Source organism: Prescottella defluvii (genome assembly GCF_000738775.1).
GTDB classification, from domain to species: Bacteria; Actinomycetota; Actinomycetes; order Mycobacteriales; family Mycobacteriaceae; genus Prescottella; species Prescottella defluvii.
In genome coordinates this window covers 1-26,325 of sequence record NZ_JPOC01000043.1, presented here as the reverse complement: position 1 = coordinate 26,325, position 26,325 = coordinate 1, and the positions used below count along the sequence as shown (strand labels likewise).

25 protein-coding genes are annotated in these 26,325 nt (G+C 68.8%); 11 read left to right on the top strand and 14 right to left on the bottom strand.

The genetic code is table 11. The annotated features are described in order from the left end of the window. Nucleotides 1–20 precede the first annotated feature (20 nt). Nucleotides 21–527 (bottom strand): hypothetical protein, encoded by a 507-nt coding sequence (locus IJ15_RS24885; protein ID WP_037135592.1) that lies wholly within the window; start codon nucleotides 525–527, stop codon nucleotides 21–23. A gap of 174 nt (nucleotides 528–701) precedes the next feature. Here IJ15_RS24885 and IJ15_RS0116230 point away from each other — a divergent pair, with 174 nt between their 5' ends. Further along, the gene (locus IJ15_RS0116230; RefSeq protein ID WP_031939399.1) at nucleotides 702–1,220 is read left to right on the top strand and encodes a hypothetical protein; all 519 of its coding nucleotides are present in this window, start codon (nucleotides 702–704) and stop codon (nucleotides 1,218–1,220) included. Nucleotides 1,221–1,284: 64 nt separating this feature from the next. Here the strand turns inward: IJ15_RS0116230 and IJ15_RS0116225 are convergent, their stop codons facing one another. The 7 genes from IJ15_RS0116225 to IJ15_RS0116190 all read right to left on the bottom strand — a co-directional run bounded on the left by IJ15_RS0116225 (nucleotide 1,285) and on the right by IJ15_RS0116190 (nucleotide 8,085). Beyond that, the gene (locus tag IJ15_RS0116225; RefSeq protein WP_031939398.1) at nucleotides 1,285–2,286 is read right to left on the bottom strand and encodes a glycoside hydrolase family 43 protein; all 1,002 of its coding nucleotides are present in this window, start codon (nucleotides 2,284–2,286) and stop codon (nucleotides 1,285–1,287) included. A gap of 811 nt (nucleotides 2,287–3,097) precedes the next feature. After that, nucleotides 3,098–4,177 carry a redox-regulated ATPase YchF gene (gene ychF, locus IJ15_RS0116215; protein WP_031939397.1) on the bottom strand — a complete coding sequence of 360 codons (1,080 nt, stop codon included), beginning with the start codon at nucleotides 4,175–4,177 and terminating at the stop codon, nucleotides 3,098–3,100. A 71-nt stretch (nucleotides 4,178–4,248) separates the two neighbouring features. Beyond that, entirely contained in the window at nucleotides 4,249–4,662 is a 414-nt protein-coding gene (locus tag IJ15_RS0116210; RefSeq protein WP_031939396.1) for a CD225/dispanin family protein, read from the bottom strand. 65 nt (nucleotides 4,663–4,727) lie between these two features. Beyond that, on the bottom strand, nucleotides 4,728–5,315 hold the full coding sequence (locus IJ15_RS0116205) for a class I SAM-dependent methyltransferase (protein ID WP_031939395.1): 588 nt from the start codon (nucleotides 5,313–5,315) through the stop codon (nucleotides 4,728–4,730). A 57-nt stretch (nucleotides 5,316–5,372) separates the two neighbouring features. Beyond that, the gene (locus tag IJ15_RS0116200) at nucleotides 5,373–7,049 is read right to left on the bottom strand and encodes an MDR family MFS transporter (RefSeq protein WP_031939394.1); all 1,677 of its coding nucleotides are present in this window, start codon (nucleotides 7,047–7,049) and stop codon (nucleotides 5,373–5,375) included. Between the two features lie 71 nt (nucleotides 7,050–7,120). After that, nucleotides 7,121–7,576, bottom strand: coding sequence for a MarR family winged helix-turn-helix transcriptional regulator (locus tag IJ15_RS0116195; protein ID WP_031939393.1), 456 nt, complete (start codon nucleotides 7,574–7,576; stop codon nucleotides 7,121–7,123). A gap of 77 nt (nucleotides 7,577–7,653) precedes the next feature. Beyond that, the gene (locus IJ15_RS0116190) at nucleotides 7,654–8,085 is read right to left on the bottom strand and encodes a MarR family winged helix-turn-helix transcriptional regulator (protein ID WP_031939392.1); all 432 of its coding nucleotides are present in this window, start codon (nucleotides 8,083–8,085) and stop codon (nucleotides 7,654–7,656) included. 98 nt (nucleotides 8,086–8,183) lie between these two features. On the opposite strand from IJ15_RS0116190, the gene IJ15_RS0116185 reads away from it, so the two are divergent. After that, entirely contained in the window at nucleotides 8,184–9,761 is a 1,578-nt protein-coding gene (locus IJ15_RS0116185) for an FMN-binding glutamate synthase family protein (RefSeq protein ID WP_031939391.1), read from the top strand. Between the two features lie 9 nt (nucleotides 9,762–9,770). Here the strand turns inward: IJ15_RS0116185 and IJ15_RS0116180 are convergent, their stop codons facing one another. Then, nucleotides 9,771–10,244 carry a hypothetical protein gene (locus IJ15_RS0116180; protein ID WP_031939390.1) on the bottom strand — a complete coding sequence of 158 codons (474 nt, stop codon included), beginning with the start codon at nucleotides 10,242–10,244 and terminating at the stop codon, nucleotides 9,771–9,773. Between the two features lie 185 nt (nucleotides 10,245–10,429). On the opposite strand from IJ15_RS0116180, the gene IJ15_RS0116175 reads away from it, so the two are divergent. Continuing rightward, nucleotides 10,430–11,635: an AI-2E family transporter gene (locus tag IJ15_RS0116175; protein ID WP_051919003.1), complete on the top strand. Its 1,206-nt coding sequence runs from the start codon at nucleotides 10,430–10,432 to the stop codon at nucleotides 11,633–11,635. On the opposite strand, the gene IJ15_RS0116170 is transcribed toward IJ15_RS0116175, so the two are convergent. Together IJ15_RS0116170 and IJ15_RS0116165 are read right to left on the bottom strand one after the other, a co-directional pair. Then, the gene (locus IJ15_RS0116170) at nucleotides 11,632–14,613 is read right to left on the bottom strand and encodes an AAA family ATPase (RefSeq protein WP_031939388.1); all 2,982 of its coding nucleotides are present in this window, start codon (nucleotides 14,611–14,613) and stop codon (nucleotides 11,632–11,634) included. The two genes, IJ15_RS0116175 and IJ15_RS0116170, sit on opposite strands and share 4 nt — an antisense overlap. Then, nucleotides 14,610–15,806, bottom strand: coding sequence for a metallophosphoesterase family protein (locus tag IJ15_RS0116165; protein ID WP_031939387.1), 1,197 nt, complete (start codon nucleotides 15,804–15,806; stop codon nucleotides 14,610–14,612). The genes IJ15_RS0116170 and IJ15_RS0116165 overlap by 4 nt, the downstream gene beginning before the upstream one ends. A gap of 173 nt (nucleotides 15,807–15,979) precedes the next feature. Here IJ15_RS0116165 and IJ15_RS0116160 point away from each other — a divergent pair, with 173 nt between their 5' ends. Next, nucleotides 15,980–16,900 carry a DUF6542 domain-containing protein gene (locus IJ15_RS0116160; protein ID WP_197059845.1) on the top strand — a complete coding sequence of 307 codons (921 nt, stop codon included), beginning with the start codon at nucleotides 15,980–15,982 and terminating at the stop codon, nucleotides 16,898–16,900. Between the two features lie 62 nt (nucleotides 16,901–16,962). Here IJ15_RS0116160 and IJ15_RS0116155 read toward each other — a convergent pair whose 3' ends face one another. Next, entirely contained in the window at nucleotides 16,963–17,967 is a 1,005-nt protein-coding gene (locus IJ15_RS0116155; protein ID WP_031939385.1) for a 4-hydroxy-3-methylbut-2-enyl diphosphate reductase, read from the bottom strand. A 110-nt stretch (nucleotides 17,968–18,077) separates the two neighbouring features. Between IJ15_RS0116155 and IJ15_RS0116150 the strand changes: the two genes are divergently transcribed. From IJ15_RS0116150 to IJ15_RS0116140, 3 genes are read left to right on the top strand one after another with little or no spacing between them, the layout of a single operon-like run. Next, entirely contained in the window at nucleotides 18,078–18,662 is a 585-nt protein-coding gene (locus tag IJ15_RS0116150; RefSeq protein ID WP_031939384.1) for a lipid droplet-associated protein, read from the top strand. Continuing rightward, entirely contained in the window at nucleotides 18,659–19,921 is a 1,263-nt protein-coding gene (gene xseA, locus IJ15_RS0116145; protein ID WP_031939383.1) for an exodeoxyribonuclease VII large subunit, read from the top strand. Before IJ15_RS0116150 ends, xseA begins: the two co-directional genes overlap by 4 nt. Before the next feature lie 6 nt (nucleotides 19,922–19,927). Beyond that, complete coding sequence (locus IJ15_RS0116140; RefSeq protein WP_031939382.1) at nucleotides 19,928–20,161, top strand: exodeoxyribonuclease VII small subunit; 234 nt, start codon at nucleotides 19,928–19,930, stop codon at nucleotides 20,159–20,161. Nucleotides 20,162–20,192: 31 nt separating this feature from the next. Here the strand turns inward: IJ15_RS0116140 and IJ15_RS0116135 are convergent, their stop codons facing one another. Further along, nucleotides 20,193–20,762 carry a DUF4245 domain-containing protein gene (locus IJ15_RS0116135; protein ID WP_031939400.1) on the bottom strand — a complete coding sequence of 190 codons (570 nt, stop codon included), beginning with the start codon at nucleotides 20,760–20,762 and terminating at the stop codon, nucleotides 20,193–20,195. A gap of 183 nt (nucleotides 20,763–20,945) precedes the next feature. On the opposite strand from IJ15_RS0116135, the gene glpX reads away from it, so the two are divergent. The 4 genes from glpX (at nucleotide 20,946) to IJ15_RS0116110 (ending at nucleotide 24,460) form a co-directional block, all read left to right on the top strand. Then, entirely contained in the window at nucleotides 20,946–21,986 is a 1,041-nt protein-coding gene (glpX, locus tag IJ15_RS0116130; RefSeq protein ID WP_031939381.1) for a class II fructose-bisphosphatase, read from the top strand. 105 nt (nucleotides 21,987–22,091) lie between these two features. Beyond that, on the top strand, nucleotides 22,092–23,501 hold the full coding sequence (locus tag IJ15_RS0116120; RefSeq protein WP_031939380.1) for a class II fumarate hydratase: 1,410 nt from the start codon (nucleotides 22,092–22,094) through the stop codon (nucleotides 23,499–23,501). Between the two features lie 46 nt (nucleotides 23,502–23,547). Continuing rightward, nucleotides 23,548–23,985 carry a limonene-1,2-epoxide hydrolase family protein gene (locus tag IJ15_RS0116115; protein ID WP_031939379.1) on the top strand — a complete coding sequence of 146 codons (438 nt, stop codon included), beginning with the start codon at nucleotides 23,548–23,550 and terminating at the stop codon, nucleotides 23,983–23,985. Between the two features lie 61 nt (nucleotides 23,986–24,046). Then, nucleotides 24,047–24,460, top strand: coding sequence for a carboxymuconolactone decarboxylase family protein (locus IJ15_RS0116110; protein ID WP_031939378.1), 414 nt, complete (start codon nucleotides 24,047–24,049; stop codon nucleotides 24,458–24,460). On the opposite strand, the gene kstD is transcribed toward IJ15_RS0116110, so the two are convergent. Then, nucleotides 24,447–26,150, bottom strand: a complete 1,704-nt coding sequence (kstD, locus tag IJ15_RS0116105; RefSeq protein ID WP_031939377.1) for a 3-oxosteroid 1-dehydrogenase — start codon at nucleotides 26,148–26,150, stop codon at nucleotides 24,447–24,449. The genes IJ15_RS0116110 and kstD overlap by 14 nt on opposite strands. Between the last annotated feature and the right edge of the window lie 175 nt (nucleotides 26,151–26,325).

The window sequence follows — 26,325 nt, the reverse complement described above, 5'->3', positions numbered from 1 at the left end:
AACCTGATGGCCAGGTACAGCTAGGGCTCCGACGGCCCGTTCTCCGCCGACCCGCGGGCGAGGGAACCTGCGGCGACGGAACCGCCGAGCGCTCCGGCCGCGGAACCGAGTTCCAGGGAGCTCACCAACGGCCGCGTCAGGGATCCGATGTCGAGCGATCCGGACAGCGATCCCGAGGGCAGGAAGCCCTCGTCCATCAGCCTCTCCATCTTCCATTCGCCGCAGCCCACGGTGACGAACACGTCGTCGGTTTCTTCGATCTTCACCGTGGCCGGGCCCGTGGACTTGCCGGACGCGATCGGCTCGACGCGGAGCGACTTGCGTTCTCCACGCATCCAACTGCAGGTCTGACCTTCGTCGGGCGCCCCTTGGGTGGTGTAGATGCCCGGCCGGATGTCCTTGTTCACCAGGTAGGTCCCCGGCCCTTCAGGAATGGTCTTGGATGCTGCGGAGGCAACTCCGGCGCCGCCGAGGATGATCCCGACCGATGCTGCGGCAACGACGCCGGTAGCGATGGACTTGCGCATTCCGTTTCCCCCTGGGGCTCTGTAGTCGAGTCTCGGCGACAATAGACCGCAGACCGGACTCACCGGGCGCTTTTGCGAGATGAAGTCGACGGCATTCGTTCCGCGCCGGCCCGTTCCCGGGATACGCTCGCATCTCAGCAGGTCGGGACAGCTTCCCCGTCGGAGGTTCACCTCATGCGCCGTGTTTCGATTCCTCGACTCGTCATCGCCGGTGCCATCGCGTCGGCGGCCGTCCTCGGTCCGCTCGGTGCGTCTGCGCCGGTGTCGGCCGACCCGCACTCGCTGCCCGCGACGACGGAGTTCCCGGTTCCGGTCGCGGTGGGCACAGCTTGCACACTCGCCGTCTGGGTCTGCGTACCGAATCTGACGACCATCACGCCGTCGGCAACCACCGGCGTGCCCGGCCAGACGACCTTCTCCGCGAAAGTAACGCTGCGGGGCTACTCCTGCCCCGACCTGTCGGTGCGATGGCTGAATCTGTCCACCGGCGCCACCGGAACCACGGCGCTGCTACGAATGCCCGTCGACTACAGTCGCCCCGTCGCGGAAGACGAATGGTGCCGCTACACCCCGGTCACCGTGGTGACCGGCGGCGGTGTCCTGGCCGTCACCGCCGACACCGGCACGACCATCGCCCCGGGAGACTTCCAGATCCTGGTCATCCCGGCCTTCGGGACCGTCCAGGTCGCCTGAAGGCGAGGTGGCCCGCCAGCAGGAATTCGTGACGAGGAAATCGCCGCCGGTCATCGAGGCGGTGTCAGATTGCCTCTCGCATCACACCGAAGTGGCGCACCGTCCCGGAAAGGCCCGGAACCTCTTGCACGGGCGACCAGGTACTCAGCCCGTCGGTGCTGTCGGAGTAGAGATACTTCCCTTCGGTGTACGCGTCGAGGTATATCCGCCACGCACCGTTCGGCAACTGGACAACGGCCGGACCCTCCACCAGCGTTCCCCAATTTCCTGGCGGGACAAAGGAGTAGGGACCTGCCACCGACGAGGCGACCGCATGTTCGATCACCTTGGTCGACTCGTTCTTGGTGAACGCATGATAGGTAGATCCCACCTTGACCACGGTGGTGTCGATGTGGTCCGCTCCGATGCCGGCGAGCGGAACAGGCAGGCTCCACGACTGGAGCGATGGGTCCAGCGCCGTCATCAGATACGGCACGAATCCTCCGCCGGTCGACATCGACAGGATGACGTGGACGCGGTCGCCGTCCACGAACCACTCGGGCGCCCACGCCTTGGTGACGAACGGCGACAGTGACGGCCCGTCGGCCGAGCCCGCCGAGCCCGAGGAGCCCAGGAAGTCCGAGGAGCCCTGCAGGCTCGCCGAACCCGTGCCGTCTCCCGTCCCCGGCAGGAAGGCGCAGCAGAACGGGACCGGATAGTTCCCCATGGGCGTCCAGTTGATGCGGTCCGTGCTGCGCGCGAAGCCGATGTTCGCGCCGCCACCCGTGGTGTACGTGATGTAGTACAGCCCGTCCGTGTTCCGGAAGATGCTCGGGTCCCGCACAAGCCCCGACGGGGGCCGATACGCCGGCGTTTGAACCGGCAGGAACTGAGTCCCGTCCCCCGACTCGAACACATCCATGTCACGGTCGCTGGCGTTGCTGAACGCCACCATCGTGTAACGCCAACCCGGCGGCGGCGCGGCGCCACTGCTCCCCACGGCCGCGACCGACAAGCCCGCGACACAGAGCATCACGATCGATACGGCGAAGCCTCGCTTGGCGCGCGTCATCTGTGCAGCATTCATCACCGTCGGCGCACCACGCGCAACTTCGACCACAGACTTAGCGGATCGTTACCGAGGGTCAGGCACCGGCACTAGCCCTCGAGGCCGACACGGGTCTGCCGACTTGGACAGGTGCGGGCTGCGATGGCGTCGCGTTTGTCTCCATCGAGAAGAGGTTTGCCATCGCCGTCTCGTAGTCGGCGACAGCGCGCCGCTCTGCCGACGCCTCAACTGTGCCAGAAACCCTTGCCAGACAGACGAATTCCGGTTCCACGCCCTCGGAAAGAGCGGCCACCCGGCGCCACCCGGCGCCGGAAGGCGGGGACCGGTCTACCAGTCACGTTCCAGCACAAGGGTCCGGTCCACCGGATGTAACTTGCACCACACAAGACCTGGCCGCTAGCTTCTGTGGTCGTCCGGCAACTTCCGCCGTGCAGCCACTTTCGCTTGAAGGAGTTAACTATGGGTCCGTCCGATTTCACGCTGGTCGATCACATCGCCGGCAGCGTCAGCTGGGCTTTCGGAAGTCTCGTCGTCCTCGGTGTCATCCGCGCACTGAGCACCGCCAGCTGACCCACACGCGGGATGACGCCACGCGCTTGGCCTCCTCTGTGTTGGCACCAGGCCTGAGCGCCCACTCCTCGCCCCGATCGGCGGGAACCCGCTCGGGAGCGCAAGGAATGGGCGCTGAGGCCGACTGCGTCACCCGCCGAGCTCGGTGAAATCGGGGCAGTGCGAACGACAGAACCCGCAGGGCTACGGACGAGACGTCCGTAGCCCTGCGGGTTCTGCTGTGTACCGAGGGCCAGAATCGACCCTCTGACCAGGACCTCTAGACGTTGAAGCGGAACTCCACGACGTCGCCGTCCTGCATGACGTATTCCTTGCCTTCCATGCGCACCTTGCCGGCGGCCTTGGCGGCGTTCATGGAGCCGGCCTCGACGAGGTCGTCGAAGGAGACGATTTCGGCCTTGATGAAGCCACGCTCGAAGTCGGTGTGGATGACGCCGGCGGCCTGCGGGGCGGTGTCGCCCTTGTGGATGGTCCAGGCGCGCGCTTCCTTGGGACCTGCGGTGAGGTAGGTCTGCAGGCCGAGGGTGTGGAAGCCGACGCGCGCGAGGGCGTGCAGGCCGGGCTCGGACTGGCCGATGGAGTCCAGCATCTCCTGACGGTCTTCCTCGTCCAGCTCGAGCAGTTCCTGCTCCACCTTGGCGTCGAGGAACACGGCGTCGGCGGGCGCGACGGAGGCGCGCAGTTCGGCGACCTTGGCTTCGTCGGTGAGGACGGCCTCGTCGGCGTTGAAGACGTACAGGAACGGCTTGGTGGTGAGCAGGCTGAGTTCCCGCAGCAGCGAGAAGTCGAGCTTGTCCTTGACGCTGAACAACGTCTTGCCCTCGTTGAGGAACTCCTGAGCCTTGAGCGCCTCGTCGTGCTGCGCCTTGAGTTCCTTGTTCTTGCGCGCTTCCTTGTCCAGACGCGGCAGCGCCTTCTCCAGGGTCTGCATGTCGGCGATGACGAGCTCGGTCTCGATCACCTCGATGTCCGACGCCGGATCGACGCGACCGTCGACGTGCACGACGTCGTCGTCGGCGAAGACGCGGACGACCTGGCAGATGGCGTCGGCCTCGCGGATGTTGGCGAGGAACTTGTTGCCCAGGCCCGCTCCCTCGGAGGCGCCCTTGACGATGCCGGCGATGTCGACGAACGAGACGGTGGCGGGCAGGATGCGCTCGGAACCGAAGATCTCGGCGAGCTTCTTCAGCCGCTCGTCCGGCAGCTCCACCAGGCCGACGTTGGGCTCGATGGTGGCGAACGGGTAGTTCGCGGCCAGCACGTCGTTGTTGGTCAGCGCGTTGAAAAGGGTCGACTTGCCGACGTTGGGGAGGCCGACGATTCCGAGGGTAAGGCTCACGGTATAGGGATTCTACGGCGTCCCGGGCCCACTGCGGTGGTCGGCCGCACTATGGCCGACCACCGGGCGGGTCACCACTGGTAGGTGGTGTTCGTGTCGAGCTCGTTCACGGCGGACGCGAAGGCCGCGAACATCACGAAGGACATGAGGAACGAGAGCACGATCAGGCCCACCCCGACACCCAATGCGATCTTGCCAAGCGTCTTGACCCGCTCCGATGCGTACAGCGCGCCCTGGTAGTCGCCCATCGACCACTTCGGGAAGATGTCGTGCAGGTGGCCGAATGCCGAGAATGCGACCGGCCAGAAGAAGAGGATCGCGGCGACCGCCCAGCCGGCGTTCGACGGCGGCAGGGGCGGCACTCCCCCGTACTGTGCGGGGGCCGGCTGGTACTGCGGTGCGGACGCGTACGGCTGCTGCGTGTAGCCGGGCATGCCGCCGAACGGCTCGCCGCCGGGTGCGGGGTTGTAGGTCGGTTCGGACATGGATTCCCCCTGGTGCTTCACGGTCGATCTGTCGGCACAGACCGTAACCGAAACCGAGGGGTTGGTTACATGTCAGGTTTGCGGGCAACGGTGACGGCCCATCCGGCGCCGTCGTGCCACGGCCGCAGGTCCCATGTCGCGAAACGCTGCTCCCGCACGAGTCCGACGGCGGCGAGGTCGGCGTCGAACTCGTCGACCGTGTACTCGTAGTCGGTCGCGAACCCTGTCACGAGGATACCCCCGGGCACGAGGTGGTCGGCGAGTCGCTGCAGCACCCGACGTTCGGTGCCGCGGGCGACGAAGATCAGTACGTTGCCTGCGGCGACGACGGCGTCGAACCGCTCCCCCGGCAGGTCGAGTGTCGCCAGATCGGCCTCGTGCACGGTGAGGCCGGGGTGCTTGCGCGCCTCCGCGACGAGGATCGGGTCCAGATCGACGGCCGTCACCCGGTGTCCGCGCCGTGCAAGTTCCGCACCGAGTCGCCCTGTGCCGCAACCGGCGTCGAGCACACGCGCGCTCCGCGGCAGCATCGCGTCGACGGCGCGGGCCTCACCGTGGAGGTCCGCGCCGTCAGACTCGAGCTGCGCGAAGCGCGCGATGTAGTCACGGGAGTCGGATGCGGATCGTTCACGCTGCCAGCGGGTGTCGGCCATGGCGACGAGCCTATTCCGTGCGCTCCCGGCTCGGTGAACGACCGTGACGGAGCCCCGCTACTTGCGTGCCTTCTCCGACGTCTCCACCGGCAGCGGGTCCACCAGGACGGGGTCGCCCTGGACGATCTCGGCGAGTTCGGCGTCGATGTCGTCGCCGGTGGCCTCGGCCCGACGCTGGTCGTCGGCGCTGAAGGTGCGCAGCGCGACCTCCTTGATGAAGACGACCGCCGCAAGACTCAGCAGCGAGACGAGGCCGGAGATCAGGAAGATCCTGGCGGTCGCGTCACCGTAGGAGCCGCGGACGATGTCCGCGATCGGGCCGGGCAGCTCATTGAGATTCGACAGCCCCGCCGCGGACCCACCGCCCGCGCCGGCATCGATGCCGACGGCCGACAGGCCCTGCGTGGTGAGGTTGGCGACGTGACTCGACAGCACCGCGCCGAGGACGGAGACACCGGCCGCGCCACCGAGCGAGCGGAAGAAGCCAACCGTCGAACTGGCCGAACCGAGATCGTCCGGGCTCACGGTGTTCTGCACCGCCAGCACCAGATTCTGCATCGTCATGCCCATGCCGACGCCGAGCACGAACAGGAAGCTGCCGAGCACGACCATGTCGGTCTGGTGGTCGATCGTCGAGAGCAGGAAGAAGCCGGCCGTCATCATGATCGAGCCGCCGACGATGAAGCCCTTCCAGCGGCCGAACTTGGTGATGAGCGAACCCGAGACCGCGGACGAGACCATCGAACCGATCACCATCGGGAGCGTCAGCAGACCGGCCGCGGTCGGCGAGTAGCCACGTGCGATCTGGAAGTACTGACCCAGGAACACCGAGCCGCCGAAGAGGGCGATGCCGACCGCGACGCTCGCGAGGGTCGCCAGTGCGGTGGTGCGGTCCCGGAACAGCCGCAGCGGGATGATCGGATCCTTCGCCCTGGACTCGACGAAGATCGCCAGTCCGAGCAGCGCCACACCCAGCGCGACCAGACCGTACGAGACGCCCGAAGCCCAGTCGAAGTTCTTGCCTGCCAACGTCACCCAGATCAGCAGGGTGCTCACGCCGGACGCGATCAGCACTGCACCGAGGTAGTCGATGGTGACGTCCTTGCGGACCACGGGCAGGTTGAGGGTGCGCTGGACGAAGACCAACGCGATCACCGCGAGCGGCACGCCGACGAAGAACGTCCAGCGCCAGCCCAGCCAACTGGTGTCCACGATGACGCCGCCGATCAGCGGCCCGGCGACGGTCGCGACAGACATCACGGCAGCGATCGGACCCTGGTAGCGGCCCCGCTCACGCGGACTGAACATGCTCGCGATCACGATGACGACCAGGGCCTGGAGGCCGCCCAGTCCGATGCCCTGGATGGCTCGGAACCCGATGAGCATGCCGACGGACTGCGACAGACCGGCCAGCACCGACCCGATCGTGAAGATCACGATCGACAGCTGGACCAGCAGCTTCTTACTGACCAGGTCGGAGAACTTGCCCCAGATCGGGGTGGTGGCCGTGGACGCCAGCAGCGTGGCGGTGACCACCCACGTGTACTGGTCCTGCGTGCCGTGCAGGTCGGTGATGATGGTCGGCAACGCGTTCGAGACGATCGTCGACGACAGGAAGGCGACGAACATTCCGAGCAGCAGCCCCACGAGGGCCTGAATGCGCTGCGCGTGGGTCATCGATGAATCGGTCGACGGATCGAGTGTCCCGGTATCCCGGGTAGCGGATGTGCTCATGCGGAAACCTCACAAGTTCTTCGGGTATCCCCGAAAACAGTTGCATAAAAGGTGAATTGAAATATCTGACGTCACGGCGTCGAGGTCGCGTCCAGCACCGACAGACGCAAGCGCGCGAGCCCGTCCACGAGCTGTTGCGCCTCGCCGTCCGACCAGTCCGAGATCGAGGCCATCAGCCACGCCCGCTGGCGTTCGCGGTGCCGCTGGAGAACCGCTTCCCCCTCGTCGGTCAATGCGGGCAGCGTGGCCCGGCGATCGGCGGGATCGGGAACTCGCTTCAGGTAGCCGAGGTCCTCCGCGTGGGCGATGTGCCGACTCAACGTCGAGGGCGTGATCCGCATCCGCTCGGCGAGAACGTTGCAGCGCCTCCCCTGACCGGCGGCGACGTGCGACAGCACCGCCCCCATCGGTTCGGTGAGCAGGTCGCCGTCCGACTCACGGACCAGCGCGGCCGAGACCTCGCGACCACGACGCACGAGATCGCGCAGATGGTCGAGCAGCGCGTCCGCGGTATCCGTCGCGACCATGACCCACCCCCAATTAGTTGAGTAGTACAACTATAGAGGCGATGGTTGCGTCGCGCAACTAATTTTCGTGTGGGCTCTCAGTCGGAACAGGAACCGAGCCGATGCAGCAGCGCCGTGAGCTGGCGGACGTCCTCGGGCTCCCACCTCGACAGCCGTTCACGCCACCGCGCGATCACCACCTCGCGCAGGTCGGTGAGCCGGCCGCGGCCCGTTTCGGTGAGCGTGACCAGGCGCGCGCGGGCATCCTGCGGGTCCGGACGACGCTCGACGAGGCCGAGCCGCACCAGGGCGTCGATCTGCCGGGTCATCGTCGACTTCTCCACACCGAGCTCCGCGACCAGATCCGACATCGGGACCGCATCGGTGCGGACGAGGATCATCAGGAGCGCGTAGCAGGCCGGGTCGAGCTTGGGATGGATCGCGCGCGCCCGCTCCCGGGACTGAATCCGTCCGCGCCGCCACATGTCGACGAGCTCGGCCTCCAGTTCGGTGATCGGATCCGTGCTCATGTTCGTGGGTGTCCCTTCGAATCGACCGGAGCCGGTGGACACACCGACCGCAACGCCCGAACAGGGTACGACGCGCGTCCGGCGCCTACCATCGCCGCATGGTCCGTTGGTCGATCGTCATCGGTGTCTGGATCCTCGGGGCGGCCGCCGCCGTCGCGACCGCAGCCGTCTCGCCGTGGTGGCTCGTGATCGCGACTCCGGTGCTCACACTCGCCCTCGTCGGCACGTGGGATCTGTTGCAGCGGCGTCACAATGTACTGCGCAACTACCCGATCCTCGGGCACGCCAGGTTCCTGCTCGAACGCATCCGCCCCGAGATCCAGCAGTACTTCATCGAATCCCAAACCGACGGAACCCCGTTCGATCGCGAGACGCGAGATCTGGTGTACGAGCGCGCGAAAGGCACACTCGACGAGGAACCGTTCGGCACCGAACGTGACGTGCACGCGGTCGGCTACGAGTTCATGACCCACTCGTTGCGCGCCCGCACCGCGCCGGAAGGCACCCCCACCGTGCGTCTCGGCGGACCCGACTGCACCCGCCCCTACGACATCGCGCTGCTCAACGTCTCGGCGATGAGCTTCGGGTCGCTGTCCGCGAACGCGATCGAGGCATTCAACGCCGGTGCCGCACGGGGCGGCTTCGCGCACGACACCGGCGAGGGCGGTATCAGCCGCTACCACCGCAAGCACGGCGGCGACCTCATCTGGGAGATCGCGTCCGGCTACTTCGGTTGCCGCACTCCCGACGGCGACTTCGATCCCGAGCAGTTCGCGGCCAAGGCCTCCGACGAGCAGGTGAAGGCAATCTCGATCAAGCTGTCGCAGGGCGCCAAGCCCGGCTTCGGCGGAGTCCTTCCCGGCGCCAAGGTCACCGCCGAGATCGCCGAGGCGCGGGGCGTGCCGATCGGCGAGACGGTGACGTCCCCTCCGGCGCACCGCACGTTCGGCACCCCGGACGAACTCATCGACTTCATCGTGCGCCTGCGCACCCTCTCCGGCGGCAAACCGGTCGGGTTCAAACTGTGTGTGGGCTCGCGCGTCGAGTTCCTCGCGATCTGCAAGGCGATGCTCGAGCGGGACATCACCCCCGACTTCGTCATCGTCGACGGCTCCGAGGGCGGCACCGGCGCCGGACCCGTCGAATTCGAGGACCACATGGGCATGCCGCTCACCGAGGGACTCGTCACCGTCCACAACGCACTCGTCGGCGCGGGCCTGCGCGACCGCATCAAGATCGGCGCGTCCGGCAAGGTCGCCAGCGGAGCCGACATCGTCAAACGCATCATCCAGGGTGCCGACTTCACCCTCGCGGCCCGCGCGATGATGTTCGCGGTCGGCTGCATCCAGGCGCAGAAATGCCACACCAACCGATGCCCTGTCGGCGTCACGACCCAGGACCCCGCCCGCACCCGGGCCCTCGACGTGGCCGACAAGACCGCTCGTGTCGCACGGTTCCAGCACGCCACCGTCGCGAGCGCCAAACAGATGGTCGCCTCGATGGGCCTCGACAGCTTCGACGACCTGACACCGTCGATGCTCAACCGGCGCATCGACGGCGCCACCACCCGCACGTACGCCGAACTGTACGAATGGCTCGAGCCGGGCGCACTGCTCGACCACCCGCCGGCCGACTGGCGACGCGACTGGCAGGCCGCTGACCCGTCCAGGTTCTGACCGCGCGGTCTACGGGCAGGCGGGCCGGACGATCTGCAGGATCCGGGCGGCCTGGTCCTCGGTCGGGACGGTGCCGTCGTTGGTCGCGACCTCGGTGACCTTGTCGGTCAACTCCTGATCGCTCGCGCCGGCGTCGATCGCGGTACACGTCTCCTTGACGATCGACTCGATCGACTCGTCGTCGCGGTCGCTCGACAGGTTCGGGTATGCGGTCCGGAACGCGGCCGTGAAGGCCGTCAGCTTGGCGTTGTCCCACGCCTTGCCGATGCCGGACACCGCACTGGACGCGGTCGCCTCGATGCTCGAACGCAGCGCCTCGCCGGGACCGGTCTCGCTGTTCTCCGGCGTCGACGTGACCGCGGAACTGATCTTCGCCTTGGTCTCCTCGGAGGCCCCGTTGTCGTTGGTACATGATCCGAGCGCCAGCACGACGGCGGTTGCTGTGACGATCGTGGCGGCGAGCTTCCCGTTGATTCTCGTCATGCGCGGGATCCTACGGACCGGTCCGAGCGACCTTGTCCGCTTTCACCGGGTCGTGACCGGATCGAATTGCGCGCGCCGATTCGAACAGAAATGCGTAGATTCGACGACGACCATCGTCACCCTGACGGAAGGACCCTCGCCCTGTGAGTGTCGAGAAGACCGACCAGTCCAGTTCGCGCACGCGTATGCGTGATCGCGGCGAGGTCATCGGGGCCGGCGGCATGTGGCTCGCGAAGTGGTCGCTGTGCATCGCCGCGATCGCCATCGGCGCGCTGGTGCTGGGCTGGCTGCTCGAGAAGCTGTGGGTGATCGTGCTCCCGGTGCTGCTCGCCGTCGTCGTCTCGACCGTGCTGTGGCCACCCACCCGCGCCCTCACCAAACGCGGCATGCCCCCCGCCGGGGCAGCCGCCATCACGCTCCTGGTGTTCTTCGCCGTGTTCGGCGGCGTCGTCGCGCTGGTGGTGCCGTCCGTCGTGGACCAGGCCCCCGAGCTGGCGAACAAGGCGACCCAGGGCATCCAGCAGGTACAGGACTGGCTCAAGGGCCCCCCGGTCAATCTCGACGACGACCAGATCGACACCGCGGTCCACGCGATCACGTCGAAGCTCCAGGAGAGTGGCACCGCGATCGCCTCGGGTGTCTTCAGCGGCGTCACCACCGCGGGATCGATGATCGTCACCCTCGGTCTGGTCCTGGTTCTCGCGTTCTTCTTCGTCAAGGACGGCCCCCGGTTCATCCCGTGGCTGCACAGCATCGGCGGCGGCCGGGCCGGGCGACACCTCGAAGAGGTCCTCGGCCGGATGTGGGACACCCTCGGCGGCTTCATCCGCACCCAGGCCCTCGTCAGCCTCATCGACGCGGTCTTCATCGGGGCGGGACTGGTGATCCTCGGTGTGCCGCTCGCCCCTGTCCTCGCGATCCTGACGTTCATCGGCGGCTTCGTCCCGATCGTCGGTGCGTTCGTCGCGGGCGCCCTGGCCGTGCTGGTCGCGCTCGTCGCCAACGGCCTGACGACCGCGCTGATCGTGCTGGCGATCATCATCGCGGTCCAGCAGATCGAGGGGAACGTGCTGCAGCCGGTGCTGCAGAGCAAGAGCATGAAGCTCCACGCCGTGGTGGTGCTGCTGGCGGTCACCGCCGGCGGTTCGCTGTTCGGCATCGTCGGCGCGTTCCTCGCGGTGCCTGTCGCCGCGGTGGGCGCGGTGGTCATCCGCTATCTCGGCGAGCAGATCGACCACCGCCTCGAGGACGACGCCCTGCGCGACGCCGCGGCGGCAACCGCCGACGGCACCGCCACCCGGAACCCCGGGCCGCCGCCCGAGGAACCGAGCCCGATCCGCGAGGCCCTCCCGGACGGCAACTCGTCGGGACCGGAGCCCGCGCAGACCTAGCCGGCGACCATCTCCAGAGTGGACCCGGCCCGGCCCCGCACGACGTGCAGCCGGCTCGGGATCCGCTGCCGCATCTCGTCGACATGACTGACGATGCCGACAACGCGGCCACCCTCGCGCAGTTCGTCGAGCACCCCCATCACCAGATCCAGCGTGTCGGCGTCGAGGGTGCCGAATCCCTCGTCGATGAACATCGTGTCGAGCACCACCCCACCGGACTCGGCGGCCACGACGTCGGCGAGACCGAGCGCCAGTGCCAGCGACGCGAGGAACGACTCACCGCCCGACAGCGTCTTCGCGGAACGGACGACCCCGGTGTAGTCGTCGCGGATGTCCAGGCCCAGCCCGCCTCGGCGGCCGCGCGAACCGGCCTCGTCGGAGTGCACGAACTCGTAGCGTCCGGCGGACATCCGACGCAGCCGCACCGACGCCGACACCGCGACCTCCTCGAGCCGCGACGCCAGGACGTACGACCGCAACGACATCTTGCGCGCGTTCTGGCCCCGGCCCTCGACGACGTCGGCCAGCCCGGCCAGTTCGTCGTGCTCCGCGAGCACCGGTCCCAGGCCCTCCATCGCATCCGCGAGCTGGGCGGTCAACCGCTCCACATTAGTGCGGCGGGTCTCCGCCTCGGCAACCGCGGTGGCCGCGACCTCCACGACCGTCGCGGCCTCACGCGCGGTCGCCTCCGGTATTGACGGGTCGATCGGGTCGAGGGCGGCGACCGCCTCGACGTCGGGCTCCGACAGCACCGCGCGGGCGCCGACCGACCGGTCCCGGGCCGCGGTCAGGACCGCATCGATCTGGTCGATCCGCGCCGCGGGACGCACCGCCGCCAGCGCCTCGGCGAGCGAGCCGAACCCCGCTTCGGCCGCTGCCGCGTGCGCGCGGGCCGACAACTCGAGCGCTGAGGCGTCGAGTGCGGCGGCGCGGTCGCGGACGTCGAGCAGCTCGGCGGCGCGGGTGGCGAGGGCATCGAAACGCTCACGGCGGGCCGGGACGCTGCGATCGGTTCCGGCCGCCTCCACCATCCGGTCACGGATCCGACGGACCTGTTCCTCGGTGGACTCGATGCGCGTCTCGAGCGCAGTCCGCTCGGCGTCCACCGCGCGCGACTGTTCTTCCAACTGCACACCGCGAGAACGCAGTTCGTCCATCGCACCGGTCGCCCGGGTGAGCGTGGCCGCGGTGTCCCGGGCGCGCGAGACCTCGGCGGTCGCGACGGCGTGGGCCTGTTGCAGCGCGTCACGGTCCCCGTCGCCGCCACGCTGGACCAGCAGGTCCACTGCTCGTTCGAGCTGGACGACCTGCTCGGTCTCGGCCTCGAACGCGGTGGCCGCCGTCTGTTCGGCGACCCGCGCGGCGTCCTCGTCGGCCTTCGTCACGGTGGATTCGCCGGGCCGCGCGGGCTCCGGGTGGTCGAGCGAACCGCAGACGGCGCACTTGTCTCCGTCGACCAGTTCCGCGGCAAGTTCGGCCGCCATGCCGGCGATCCGCCGCTCCCGCAGATCGAGCAGTCGATCACGGGTGTCCTGCTGACGGGCCCTGGCGTCCGCGGCACTCTGGCGTCGTTCGTCGAGCGCCGTGCGGGTCGACACCAACTCGGTTGCCGCAGCAGCGGCGTCCGCAGCGCGGGCACCGGCCTCCTCGAGCGCCGGCAGGGCCGCCCGGGCGTGCTCGGCCGACCGCACCGCCTCTTCCGCCGCACGCAGTTCCTCGGGCCACCGCGCGCGGGCATCGGCCAGTTCCTGCGCCCGGCCCGACAACTCGACAGCCCGGCCGCGCATCGACGCCAGTTCCCGATCGAGCTGGTCGGCACTGCGGGCTTCGGCGAGCAGCGCGTCCAGGCGGACGGCTTCCGCAGTCCAGTCCCGGGCCTGGGCCCGGATCGTCTCCCGGTCCGCCTCCGTCTGCGGCCACGACAGCTGCGCCACCAGACCGGCACCGTCGGCCGAGCCGCGCAGGCTGTCGGCGAGGGCGCGGGCGCGCGACACCGCGGCCTCGGCGTCACGCGCGGCGGTCTCGGCGTCCGCGGCGACGGCCCCGACGGGTGCGGCGCGGCGAGCACGGTCGACCTCGACGGCGAGCGCGTCCCGCTCGACGGCACCCGATTCGAGCTGTGCCAGTTCGGCATTCGCGCGGGCACGGCGCAACTGCAGGTCGTGCACGCGGCGGGATTCCGCGGCGGCCGCGCGGGCCTTCTCCTCGACGGTGCGGGTGCGGGCGAGTTCCACCGACGCCAGGTCGACCGTCTCGGTGGCCTGTTCGAGCAGTTTCCTCGACCAGCTCAGCGGGTCGCCTTCGGTACCGACCTCGATGCCCGCGGCGGTGGAGACCCGCGCCAGCAGCAGGTCCACCTGCTTGCGCTGCTCCTCGACCCGGGCCGCACTGACCCGCCGCCGATCGACGAACCACTGCTCGACGGACTTGAACCGCGTGGTGTCGAACAGTTTCTCGAGCAGCTTGCCGCGGTCCTCGTTGTCCGCTCGCAGGAACTTCGCGAACTCGCCCTGCGGCAGCAGCACCACCTGGAAGAACTGATCCGAGGTCATTCCCAGCAGCCGCTCGACCTCCCGCGCGATGTCGGGGATCCGGGACAGGCTCTCGCCGCGTCCGTCCAGCCACTCGAGCGTCGCCTTCGCGTTCTCCGAGATGGTTCCCGCGCCCCGCTTCTTCGGCCGCTGATACTCGGGTGACCGGGTCAGGCGCAGCCTCCGTCCGCCGATGGTCGCCTCGAGCGTCACGGTCGGCACCGAACCCGCCGGCGCATGATCGGACAGCAGTCGCTTGCCGTCCTTGCGGGCGCCGGGCACCGTGCCGTACAGCGCAAACGCGACCGCATCGAGAATCGTCGTCTTGCCGGCACCGGTCTGACCGTGCAGCAGGAACAGTCCGTCCGAGCCGAGTTCGTCGAAGTTGACCTCGACGGTCCGGGCGAACGGCCCGAACGCGCTGACCTCGAGGTTGTGCAACCTCACGCCGAGACCTCCATCGAGTCGGTGCGCGGGGTCTCGCCGAGCGACGACTCCTCCGGCGCGGTGGCGCTGCGCAGCGCCTGCTCGAGCAGTCGGACCTCCCCCACCGTCGCACCGCTGCGGACGTCGGACACGAAACTCTGCGCCACTTCCAGATCCGAATGCCCACGCACCCGATCACGGTACTTGAGCTCCGGATCACCCTCCGGGCGTTGCCATTCCATGTGCACGGCATGCGGGAACCTGGTCTGCAACGCGCGCATCGCGTCGACCGGCCGGAGTGGATCGGTGAGCACCGCGGACACGTAGTGGTCCTCCGCGGACGCGAATGCCGCGTCGTTGAGCAGCTCGTCGAGCGTGCCCGTCAGTTGACTGAGCCCACGCACGACCGGCAGATCGACCCGTTCCACCGCACCGAGCCCGTCTACGCCGACATCGACGATCCACACCGACTTGCGGTGCGAGCGTTCCCCGAACGAGTACGGCAGCGGCGAGCCGCTGTAGCGGACGTGCTCGGCCAACGTCTGCGGCGAATGCAGATGCCCGAGCGCGACATAGTCGACACCGTCGAACGCCGACGCCGACACCGTCTCGACGCCACCGACCGAGATCGAACGCTCGGATCCCGTCGCCTCCCCGCCGACGACGAAGGCATGCGCCAGCAACACCGACCGCAGCCCCGGCGCCTCCGCCCGGCGCGCGTCGAGGTCCGCACGGACCCGCGCCATCGCGACGTCCAGGATGGCGGCGTGCGAACGTGCGTCGGGCGCGTCGAGCTCCGCCCGGGTGATCTCGGGCTCGAGGTAAGGGATGCCGTAGAACGCGACCGGCCCGTACTCGTCGTCGAGCAGCACCGGGGTGTCCAGGTCCCCCACCCGGGTCAGCAGGTGCAGGCCGCCGGACGCCGCGAACGCCGCACCCGCACCGAGCCGCACCGGCGAGTCGTGATTGCCGGATGTGGCGACAATCACCGCACCCGCCGCCCGGATCGCCTCGAAGCCCCTGTTGCAGACCGAGACCGCGTCCGCGCTCGGAATCGACCGGTCGTACACGTCACCGGGGACCACCACCACGTCGATCTCGCGCGCGGCGACCGTGTCCGCGATCGAGTCGAGCACCCGCGCCTGGTCGCCGAGCAGGTCGACGCCGTGGAACGTGCGCCCGATGTGCCAGTCGGAGGTGTGCAGGATCCTCATGCCGCACGACGGTAGAGCACACCACCGACACCGCACCGACGTGGACGGGTCGCCGCCGGCAGTCCCGCGACGGCCCCGGCACCGGTCGGTGACCCGTCCACGTCGGCCGATTTCTCGGCTTTCGACGGTCCCGCCAACGAATCAAGGCGACCGTTAGCGACTACTGTCGAAGGGTGTCCGCAACCCAACGTGCTAGATCCGGGGTGCCGCTCGACCAGAGATCGGCCCTCCCCACCATTCCCGGCGTACCCGCCTGGGGAGCTGTCGCAGTCGCCGCTGGGTTGACCTTCCTCGGCTTCGCATTCGACGGTATGTCGGGCGACGAGCTGACCTCGACCTTTTCGACGATGTACTTCCTCGGCTGCGTGCTGGCCGTGCTCGCCGTCCGGCAGCGGGGACTGTTCACCGCGGTCGTGCAGCCGCCGTTGCTCCTGTTCATCGCGGTGCCGATCGGTCAGCAGGTGCTCACCGACAACGCCGGCACCGGGCTCAAGGACCTCGCATTCAACGTCGCGATTCCGCTGGTGAACCGCTTCCCGTTGATGCTGGCGGCCACCGTCGTGGTGGCGCTGATCGCCGGCGCCCGGACATTTCTGGCGCAGCAGAACAAGGGTGCGGCCGCTCGTTCACGTAGTCGGCGGACATCCGGACGGACCCCCCGCACCGAGTCGCGCACGGACCGCCGGGACGAGTCCACCACCACGACGCGCCGCGTGCGACCCCGCCGCGACGGCCGTGAGCCGGACCGCGAACCCATCCGTGAGCCCCGCCGCGATCCTCGCGCCGCGCGCGCATCACACGAGCACGCCGCGACGCAAAGTCCGTCGTACGGCGGCGCCTACCCTCGCGAGCCGATCCAGCGGGAACCCGTCCGCCGCGAGCCGATCTACCGGGAACCGGCCTACCGCGAGCCTGCACGCAGGGAGAACGCGCGCCGCGACAACGGTTACGAACGGCCGGTCGCCGGGAGCCGCGAACCCCTCGACCGCGATCCGATCCCGGTCCGCACGCCCCGGCCGCGGACCGACGCCCCCTCCCACCCGATCCAGCAGGTGCGCTACCGCGATCGCCGCGACCCTCCGATCGACCAGTAGCCGCGCACACAGGAGCGCCCCGGGACGAAACCGTCCCGGGGCGCTTCTCGTTACGAGGGGCGTTACGCGCGGGCGACCCGCAGCTCGCGCGGCAACGAGAACACCAGTGTCTCGTTGGCGGTGGTCACCGACTGCACGTCGTCGAAACCGTGCTCGGCGAGCAGGTCGATTACACCGCGGACCAGGATCTCCGGCACCGAGGCACCGGAGGTGATACCGACGGTGCGGACACCGTCGAGCCACGCCAGATCCACCTCACGCGCGAAATCCACGAGGTACGCGGCCTGGGCACCCGCGCCCAGCGCGACCTCGACCAGTCGCACCGAATTGGACGAGTTCCGCGAGCCGACCACGATGACGAGGTCGCACTCGGGGGCCATCGCCTTGACCGCGACCTGACGGTTCTGGGTGGCATAGCAGATGTCGTCGCTCGGCGGATCCTGCAGCTTCGGGAACTTCTCCCGCAGGCGCTCGACGGTCTCCATCGTCTCGTCGACCGACAGCGTCGTCTGAGACAGCCAGATGACCTTGTCCTCGTCGCGGACCGTGATCGAATCCACCGAGTCGGGACCGTCGACGATCTGGACGTGCTCGGGCGCCTCACCGGCGGTGCCCTCGACCTCCTCGTGGCCCTCGTGACCGATGAGCAGGATGTCGTAGTCGTCGCGGGCGAACCGCTTGGCCTCCTGGTGCACCTTTGTCACCAGCGGGCACGTCGCGTCGATGGTGTGCAGGCTGCGCTCCGCGGCCGCGGCATGCACGGCCGGCGAGACACCGTGAGCGGAGAACACCAGAACCGAGTTCTCGGGAACCTCGTCGGTCTCGTCGACGAAGATCACGCCGCGCTCGGCGAGCGTGTCCACCACATGGCGGTTGTGCACGATCTCCTTGCGCACGTAGATCGGTGCACCGTGCTTCTCGAGCGCCTTCTCCACCGTCTCGACCGCGCGGTCGACGCCCGCGCAGTAGCCGCGCGGCTCGGCGAGAAGGATCCGCTTGCCGACACCCGCCGCATCGGAACCCGCGGATCGTGCGATACCCAGATTGAGAGGAACAGCCGAAGACATGCCCCCAGCCTACGGGGCATGTCCCCGACGGCCCCGGCAGTACGCGACTGCTCGCCGATGTTAGTCCCGTCAGCTACCCAAACAGGGCCGTCGTGAGGCAGGCTGTTTGCATGATCCGTCCCCCGTTCGTGGCGCGTGTCGCCGCCGGAATGGCCATCACGGCCTACGAAGAGGCGCTCAAGCTGCCGTCCACGGCCGTGACGCTGCCGATGACCGCGATCAGCCAGGTCCTGCAGACGACGATGAAGATGCAGCAGTCCATGACGGCGCTCGCGATCAAGGGCGACCAGGCGTTCTGCCTGTTCGATCGGGCGGAGGAGGAACCGTCGTGGGCGGTGTTCGACGACGACCGCACCCCCGACCCCACCACCGACTTCGACACCGACGGTGAGGTCGACGTCGACGACGACCGACCTGCGACGCCGGGCCGGTTCGCGCTGTACTCGATGACACCCGGCGCCAACGGCGATGCGGCGGACGCGGCGTCGTCGGCCACTCCCGCGGAGGTCCCGGTTCCGGAGATCGCCGAGGAACTCGACTACGCGTCCCTCACGCTCGCGCAACTGCGCTCCCGGCTGCGGTCGCTGTCGGTGGACGATCTGACCACGCTGCTCGACTACGAGGAGCGCACGACGGCGCGGGCACCGTTCCAGACCATGCTCGCCAACCGCATCACCTCCGCCCGAGCCAAGTGACCTCCGCACACCCCGCCTCCGCCTCCGGCGGCCCGTCGCCCAGCACGGCCGAACAACCCTGGCCGGTGCGGACGGTCTCCACCAAGGTCGCGCAGTGGATCGATCGACTCGGCAGCGTGTGGGTCGAGGGTCAGATCACCCAGATCAACGCCAGGCCCGGGACACGGACCGCGTTCCTCGTGCTGCGCGACCCGTCGGTCGACATGTCACTGTCGGTGACGTGTTCCCCGCAGCTGCTGCGGGACGCCCCCGTTCCGCTCACCGAGGGCAGCCGGGTGGTGATGTTCGGGAAGCTGTCGTTCTACACCGGTCGCGGCAGCGTCTCGCTGCGGGTGACGGAGATCCGCGCGGTCGGCATCGGTGAACTGCTGGCCCGGATCGAACGCCTGCGCGCACTGCTGGCCGCGGAGGGCCTGTTCGACCCACGACTCAAGCGCCCGCTGCCCTTCCTGCCCGGCACGATCGGCCTCGTCACCGGACGGGCCAGTGCCGCCGAACGGGACGTGCTCAGCGTCGCGCAGCGCCGCTGGCCCGCGGTGCGGTTCGAGGTGCGCAACACCGCCGTCCAGGGCCCCACCGCGGTGCCGCAGATCATCGAGGCGCTCCGGGAGCTGGACCGCGACCCACACGTGGACGTCATCGTCCTCGCCCGCGGCGGCGGCAGCGTCGAGGACCTGCTGCCGTTCTCGGACGAGGCGCTGTGCCGCGCGATCGTCGCCTGCACCACGCCGGTGGTGAGCGCGATCGGCCACGAACCCGACAGCCCGCTCAGCGATCACGTCGCCGATCTGCGGGCGGCCACACCGACCGACGCCGCCAAGCGTGTCGTGCCGGACGCCGTCGCCGAGCAGGCGCTGGTGTCCGAGCTGCGCCAGCGCAGCGCCGCCGCGCTCCGGAACTGGGTGCAGCGGGAGTCACATCTGATCGCCCAGCTGCGCAGCCGCCCGGCCCTCGCCGACCCGCTGCAGGCCGTCGAACGTCGTGCCGAGGAGATCGCCCGGCTGCGGGACACCGCACGCCGCGACATCACCCGCACGATCGACGCCGACGCCACCACCGTCGCCCATCTGCGGGCACGGCTGGCGACGCTCGGTCCGGCCGCGACCCTCGCCCGCGGTTACGCGGTGGTACAGAGGGTCCACGGCGACAGCGAACCCGAGGTGCTGCGGTCGGTGGACGACGCCCCGCCCGGCACGCAGATCCGAGTCAGATTGGCCGACGGCGCCGTCCGCGCCGCCGTGATGGGAAGAGAGTCCTGAGCAACCATGAGCAACACTGAGGTGACCGAACTCGGCTACGAGGCGGCGCGGGACGAACTGGTCGTCGTCGTGAAGACCCTCGAACTGGGTGGTCTGGACCTGGACGAGTCACTCGCCCTGTGGGAACGCGGCGAGGCGCTGGCCAAGCGCTGCGAGGAGCACCTCGCGGGAGCCCGGAAGCGGGTCGAGGACGCACTCGCGCATGCCGACGAAGACGACGATCCCGCCGACGGCGAGTAGCCGTCGGCGGGATCGACCGTAGACCGAGCGGCTACCGCTGCAGCGGCTCGACGCCGCCGACCGCGGTCGCGAGCTGGGTGAAGGACTCCGCCGGAGCCGGCCCGGTGATGAGCACACGGGCGTCACCGAAGTCGGAGACCCAGATCGCCTCGGAGTCGCCGTCGTCGAACACGTCCCAGGCACGGCCGCCGACCTGCTCGACGCCCGACTGGATGCGCGGCTCCCCCGCGATGAACGGGACCAGCGTTTCGACGGTGGCGTCGCTCTGGGTCAGCTGGATGTAGCGACCGGCATCTGTGATGAAGCCGATGTTGCTGGAGTCGCCGCCGCCGTCGCCGGAGACGATGCTGCGGCTGCCCGAGTTCGGGGTCCAGCCCTCGGGAATCTCGGGCTGGCGGATCGGGAAGCCGAGTTCACGGGAGTCGTACTTGAACGCGGCGTCGGCATCGAAGGTGGGGATGGGCCCCGGCTTGGGTCCGCCCGGGTTGAACGAGCATTGGCTCGCGATACCCGCGATCACCAGACACGCCAGAACGAGCGGGATCAGCGACCACGCCGCGTCTTGGCCGTTCTGCAGAATGCGGGGCTTCTTGTCGGACACGATGCCCAGTATCCCTGTTCCACCGCGGTGGTGGCCCAGCAGCCCACTCATCGTGGGGGTTCTGAGAGAATCACCTCGAGATTCGTCCACCGAATCGACGCCCCGACCGCACCGCGGTCGTGGCGTCCCATCGTGTCGGCCACCACATCGCGCCGACCGTGACTGCAGCAGGAGGCACTGCCCATGACGGCCAGCACCCCATCGAGTCGCCGCGAGGCCCCCGACCGCAACCTCGCACTCGAATTGGTGCGCGTCACCGAGGCGGGTGCCCTGGCGGCCGGCCGTTGGGTCGGACGTGGCGACAAGGAGGGTGGCGACGGCGCCGCCGTCGACGCGATGCGTGAACTCGTCTCCTCCGTCTCGATGAACGGCGTCGTCGTCATCGGCGAGGGCGAGAAGGACGAAGCGCCGATGCTCTACAACGGCGAGCACGTCGGTAACGGTGACGGCCCGGACTGCGACTTCGCGGTCGACCCGGTCGACGGCACGACGCTGATGTCCAAGGGCATGCCGAACGCGATCTCCGTGCTCGCCGTCGCCGAGCGCGGCGCGATGTTCGACCCGTCGGCGGTGTTCTACATGGAGAAGATCGCCGTCGGCCCCGAGGCCGCCGACGTCATCGACATCAGCGACCCGATCGCGGAGAACATCAAGCGCGTCGCCAAGGTCAAGAAGGCGTCGGTCTCCGACGTCACGGTCTGCATCCTGGACCGTCCGCGCCACGCCGAGCTCATCCAGTCGGTCCGCGACACCGGCGCACGCATCCGCCTGATCTCCGACGGCGACGTCGCCGGCGCGATCGCCGCGGCCCGCCCCGAGTCCGGCACCGACATGCTCGTCGGCATCGGCGGCACCCCCGAGGGCATCATCGCCGCGGCCGCGATGCGCTGCATGGGCGGCGTGCTGCAGGGCAAGCTGGCCCCGAAGGACGACGAGGAGCGCCAGAAGGCGATCGACGCCGGCCACGACCTCGATCGCGTGCTCGTCACCGAGGACCTCGTCTCCGGCGAGAACGTCTTCTTCTGCGCGACCGGCGTCACCGACGGCGACCTGCTGCGCGGCGTCCGCTACTACGGCGGCGGCGCGTCCACCCAGTCGATCGTCATGCGTTCGAAGTCCGGCACGGTCCGCATGATCGACGCCTACCACCGCCTCGAGAAGCTGAGCGAATACTCGGCCATCGACTTCCAGGGCGTCGACGGAGCCATCCCGCCGTCGTTCTGACGGTTCCTCCGGCCCCACCCGTTTTAAGCAGCTGAAGGGTCCCTTCGTACGCTCCGAGCGCACGAAGGGACCCTTCAGCTGTTGCGGCAGTGGCAAGCTGGAACCATGACCGACAGCACCGATCGCCAGTTCCGCATCGAGCACGACACCATGGGCGAGGTCCGCGTCCCGGTCGACGCGCTGTGGCGCGCGCAGACCCAACGGGCCGTCGAGAACTTCCCGATCTCCGGTCGCGGCCTCGAGCGCGCGCAGATCCGTGCGATGGGGCTGCTCAAGGCCGCCTGCGCTCAGGTCAACAAGGACCTCGGGCTGCTGGACGCGGGGAAGGCCGACGCGATCGTCGCGGCCGCCACCGAGATCGCCGAGGGGCGCCACGACGACCAGTTCCCGATCGACGTGTTCCAGACCGGTTCGGGTACCAGTTCCAACATGAATGCCAACGAGGTCATCGCGAGCCTCGCCGCGCGGGCCGGCGTGACCGTGCACCCCAATGACGACGTCAACATGTCGCAGTCGTCGAACGACACCTTCCCCACTGCCACGCATGTGGCGGCGACCGAGGCTGCCGTCAAGGATCTGGTGCCCGCGCTCGATCACTTGCGGCTCGCTCTGCTCGACAAGGCCACGCAGTGGCGGACGGTGGTCAAGTCGGGCCGTACGCATCTGATGGATGCCGTCCCGGTCACCCTCGGGCAGGAGTTCGGCGGCTACGCCCACCAGGTGGAGGCGGGCATCGAGCGGGTCCTCGCGACGCTCCCCCGTCTGGGTGAGTTGCCGATCGGTGGCACCGCGGTCGGCACCGGGCTCAATGCCCCCGACGGTTTCGGTCCGCGTGTCGTCACGGAGTTGGTCCGCAGCACCGGCCTCGACGCACTCACCCCGGCCCGCAACAGCTTCGAGGCGCAGGCCGCCCGCGACGGCCTGGTCGAGGCGTCGGGCGCGCTCCGCACCGTCGCAGTGTCCCTGACGAAGATCGCCAACGACATCCGCTGGATGGGGTCGGGGCCGCTGACCGGGCTCGGCGAGATCCGGTTGCCGGACCTGCAGCCCGGTAGCTCGATCATGCCCGGCAAGGTCAATCCTGTTCTGCCCGAGGCGGTCACCCAGGTCGCCGCGCAGATCGTCGGCAACGACGCCACTGTCGCGTGGAGTGGGGCCGCCGGCGCATTCGAGCTCAACGTCTACATCCCGGTGATGGCGCGCAACCTGCTCGAGTCGTTCCGCCTGTTGGCCAACGTCTCCCGGTTGTTCGCCGACCGCTGCATCGCTGGGTTGGAGGCGAACGAGGAACACCTGCGCACCCTCGCGGAGTCGTCGCCGTCGATCGTGACTCCCCTCAACTCGGCGATCGGCTACGAGGAGGCGGCCGCGGTCGCCAAGCAGGCGGTGAAGGAGAAGAAGACCATCCGCCAGACGGTGATCGACCGCGGACTCATCGGCGACGGGCTGACGGAGGCCGAACTGGATCGGCGTCTCGACGTGCTCGCCATGACGAACGTGGAGCCCACAGAGTAGACCGCAGGCCGGCCGACCACCTCGACATCGTCACCAGGAGCGCCCCATGGACACGACATCCGACACCGCCCGCAGCGACGCCGCTATCCGCGTGGTCGAGGACTTCTTCTCCGCCCTCACCGATCTCGACGTCGACCGCGCCGTCGAATACCTCACGCCCGACGTCGTGTGGCAGAACCGGACGCTGCCGACGCTGCGCGGACTGCCGGCGGTACGCCGGGCTCTCCGGTTCGCGGGTCGGCCGTCGCTCCGCTTCGAGGCCGTGATGGAGAACATCGCGAGCGACGGCGACACCGTCCTCACCGAACGGATCGACACCCTGTACGTGGGGCCGCTGCGCTCCACGTTCTGGGTGTGCGGGACGTTCGAGGTGCGCGACGGCCGGATCGCGCTCTGGCGGGACCGGTTCAGCTGGGGCAACTTCGCTGCGGGCACCGTCACGGCGACGGCTCGCTCGCTGCTGCGGCGTCCGACGCAGGGGTAGGCTCGCAGATCGTGCGGTACCGGCGATGTGTGCCGCCAGACCCCACAGGAAGCCGACGGCGATGACCGAACAGCACCAGAACACCTCCCCCGCATTCCAGGCCGGACTGGATGTCCGCACCGAGGTGATGGGCGCCGATTTCGTCGAGCGAGCCTTCGAGCGCACCCGGGGAACGGACTCGGAGGACATCCAGGAGTTCATCACCGAGCACGTGTGGGGTTCGGTGTGGACGCGGCCCGGTCTGGACCGTCGTAGCCGCAGCCTGATCAATCTCGGCATGCTGATCGCGCTGCGCGCCGAGAACGAACTGCGCGGCCACGTCCGCGCCGCGCTGCGGAACGGGTTGACCCGCACCGAGATCGTCGAGGCCGTCATCCACGCGAGCGCGTACTGTGGCGCCCCGGCCGGACTGGCCGCGATGCGCGTCGTACAGGAGGTCCTCGAGACCGAACTGGGGCCGCTCAGCGAGGACTGACCGACCTGCCCGTCTTCGCGGCAATATCCAGGGCCGCAAGGTAGCCGAACACCAGCGCGGGGCCGATGGTGGCGCCGGGTCCGGCGTACGTGTGCCCCATCACCGGCGCGCTGGTGTTGCCGGCCGCGTACAGCCCGTCGATCACCGAGCCGTCCTCGCGCAGCGCCCGTCCCGCGATGTCGGTGACGATGCCGCCCTTGGTGCCCAGATCGCCGGGCACCATCTGCGCGGCGTAGAACGGTGCCTTGACGAGCTCGCCGAGGCTGGGATTGGGCTTGTTGGTGATGTCGCCGTAGTAGTGGTCGTACTTGCTTTCGCCGCGGTGGAAGTCCTCGTCGACGCCGGTGCGGGCGAAACCATTGAACTGCTGGACCGTCGAGGCGAGCTTGCCGGCGGGGATCCCGATCTTCTCGGCGAGTTCCTCGACGGTGGGCGCCTTGACGATGGTCCCGCTCTCGAGCCACTTGCGCGGCAGCGGACTGCGCGCGGTCACGCCGGCGAACAGGTAGCGGTCCCGGTAGGTCTGGTCGAAGATCAGCCAGCAGGGCAGGTTCTCGCCCGGACCGTCACCCTGACCGAACTCGCCGCCGTACATGCGGTGCGTCGCCTCCACGTACGGGAGCGACTCGTTCATGAATCGCTCACCGCGGTCGTTGACCATGATGCTGCGCGGCAGTGACCGTTCCGCGAGCGCGAACCACGGTCCCCGCGGCAGCGGGATCGACGGAGCCCACCAGGCGTCGTCCATGAAATCGATTGCGGCGCCGACCTTCATCCCGGCATTGATACCGTCGCCGGTGTTCGACGGGGCACCGATGGTCCAGTCGGCACCGATCGGCGCCCGCTGGTACTTCTTGCGCATCTCGTCGTTGGCGTCGAATCCACCGCACGCCAGCACGATTCCGTGCTCGGCGCGCAGCGTGGACTTCTCGCCGCCGGACTCGACCACCACACCGGTGACCTTCCCGTCCTCGACCACCAGGTCGATCAGGCCGGTATCCAGTCGCACCGGAATCCCCGCCCGACGGACACCGAGCATCAGTTGGGACATGAGGGCGCCGCCCATGCCGATCAGCTTCTGGCGCCGCGCTTTCGCGACGAACGTGCGCATTCCGACGCGGAGCATGCGGACCGGCCCCCGCCAGTGCCGCAGCCCGGTGCTGAGCCAGCGGTAGTCCGACTGCTTCACCACGACGTTGAGGGGTGTCTTCCCGTACGTCGGGTGCAGGGTCGCGAGGTCCGCGCCGAGCTTGGACGCATCGAAAGGCTTGGGCTCGCAGGACCTTCCGGTCGCCAGGCCACCCGGCGCCTCCGGGTAGTAGTCCGAGTAGTTCTTCACCCACTCGAGATTCAGCGCCGAGTGGTCGATGAGGAACTGCAGGGCCTCGGGGCCTCGGTCGAGATAGGTGTCGATACGGGCCGGATCCACGCCCGGCCCGATGATGCTGTGCAGATAGCGGCGTGCGGCCTCGACGTCGTCGGCGGGCGCGGCCTTCTTCAGCACGGAGTTCCCGGGGATCCACACGCCGCCACCCGAGCGTGACGTCGAGCCACCCCAGTACTGGGACTTCTCGACGATGACGACGTTCAGTCCCTGCGCGGCGGCCGTGATTGCGGCCGCCATACCGGCCCCGCCGGACCCCACCACGACCACGTCGAACCGCTCTTCTCGATCCGTCTGCGCTGCCATATCCGCTCCTGATCCGAGTGTGAAAGTTTGCCCCCAAAATCTAGAACACGTTTCACTATTGATCAACGATTTGGCGCAGAAACAGCCCTGAGCAGGAACTACACCATCGCAGAGTGCGAATTGCGGACCAGAATCAACTACATTTCAACATCCGGCACCAATGGCCGAATGTCAC

Bases quoted from the DNA above. Each gene is read 5' to 3' on its own strand.
- IJ15_RS24885 (WP_037135592.1), bottom strand. From the start codon at position 527: ATGCGCAAGTCCATCGCTACCGGCGTCGTTGCCGCAGCATCGGTCGGG.
- IJ15_RS0116230 (WP_031939399.1), top strand. From the start codon at position 702: ATGCGCCGTGTTTCGATTCCTCGACTCGTCATCGCCGGTGCCATCGCG.
- IJ15_RS0116225 (WP_031939398.1), bottom strand. From the start codon at position 2,286: ATGAATGCTGCACAGATGACGCGCGCCAAGCGAGGCTTCGCCGTATCG.
- IJ15_RS0116210 (WP_031939396.1), bottom strand. From the start codon at position 4,662: ATGTCCGAACCGACCTACAACCCCGCACCCGGCGGCGAGCCGTTCGGC.
- IJ15_RS0116205 (WP_031939395.1), bottom strand. From the start codon at position 5,315: ATGGCCGACACCCGCTGGCAGCGTGAACGATCCGCATCCGACTCCCGT.
- IJ15_RS0116200 (WP_031939394.1), bottom strand. From the start codon at position 7,049: ATGAGCACATCCGCTACCCGGGATACCGGGACACTCGATCCGTCGACC.
- IJ15_RS0116195 (WP_031939393.1), bottom strand. From the start codon at position 7,576: ATGGTCGCGACGGATACCGCGGACGCGCTGCTCGACCATCTGCGCGAT.
- IJ15_RS0116190 (WP_031939392.1), bottom strand. From the start codon at position 8,085: ATGAGCACGGATCCGATCACCGAACTGGAGGCCGAGCTCGTCGACATG.
- IJ15_RS0116185 (WP_031939391.1), top strand. From the start codon at position 8,184: ATGGTCCGTTGGTCGATCGTCATCGGTGTCTGGATCCTCGGGGCGGCC.
- IJ15_RS0116180 (WP_031939390.1), bottom strand. From the start codon at position 10,244: ATGACGAGAATCAACGGGAAGCTCGCCGCCACGATCGTCACAGCAACC.
- IJ15_RS0116175 (WP_051919003.1), top strand. From the start codon at position 10,430: ATGCGTGATCGCGGCGAGGTCATCGGGGCCGGCGGCATGTGGCTCGCG.
- IJ15_RS0116165 (WP_031939387.1), bottom strand. From the start codon at position 15,806: ATGAGGATCCTGCACACCTCCGACTGGCACATCGGGCGCACGTTCCAC.
- IJ15_RS0116155 (WP_031939385.1), bottom strand. From the start codon at position 17,967: ATGTCTTCGGCTGTTCCTCTCAATCTGGGTATCGCACGATCCGCGGGT.
- IJ15_RS0116150 (WP_031939384.1), top strand. From the start codon at position 18,078: ATGATCCGTCCCCCGTTCGTGGCGCGTGTCGCCGCCGGAATGGCCATC.
- IJ15_RS0116140 (WP_031939382.1), top strand. From the start codon at position 19,928: ATGAGCAACACTGAGGTGACCGAACTCGGCTACGAGGCGGCGCGGGAC.
- glpX (WP_031939381.1), top strand. From the start codon at position 20,946: ATGACGGCCAGCACCCCATCGAGTCGCCGCGAGGCCCCCGACCGCAAC.
- IJ15_RS0116120 (WP_031939380.1), top strand. From the start codon at position 22,092: ATGACCGACAGCACCGATCGCCAGTTCCGCATCGAGCACGACACCATG.
- IJ15_RS0116115 (WP_031939379.1), top strand. From the start codon at position 23,548: ATGGACACGACATCCGACACCGCCCGCAGCGACGCCGCTATCCGCGTG.
- IJ15_RS0116110 (WP_031939378.1), top strand. From the start codon at position 24,047: ATGACCGAACAGCACCAGAACACCTCCCCCGCATTCCAGGCCGGACTG.
- kstD (WP_031939377.1), bottom strand. From the start codon at position 26,150: ATGGCAGCGCAGACGGATCGAGAAGAGCGGTTCGACGTGGTCGTGGTG.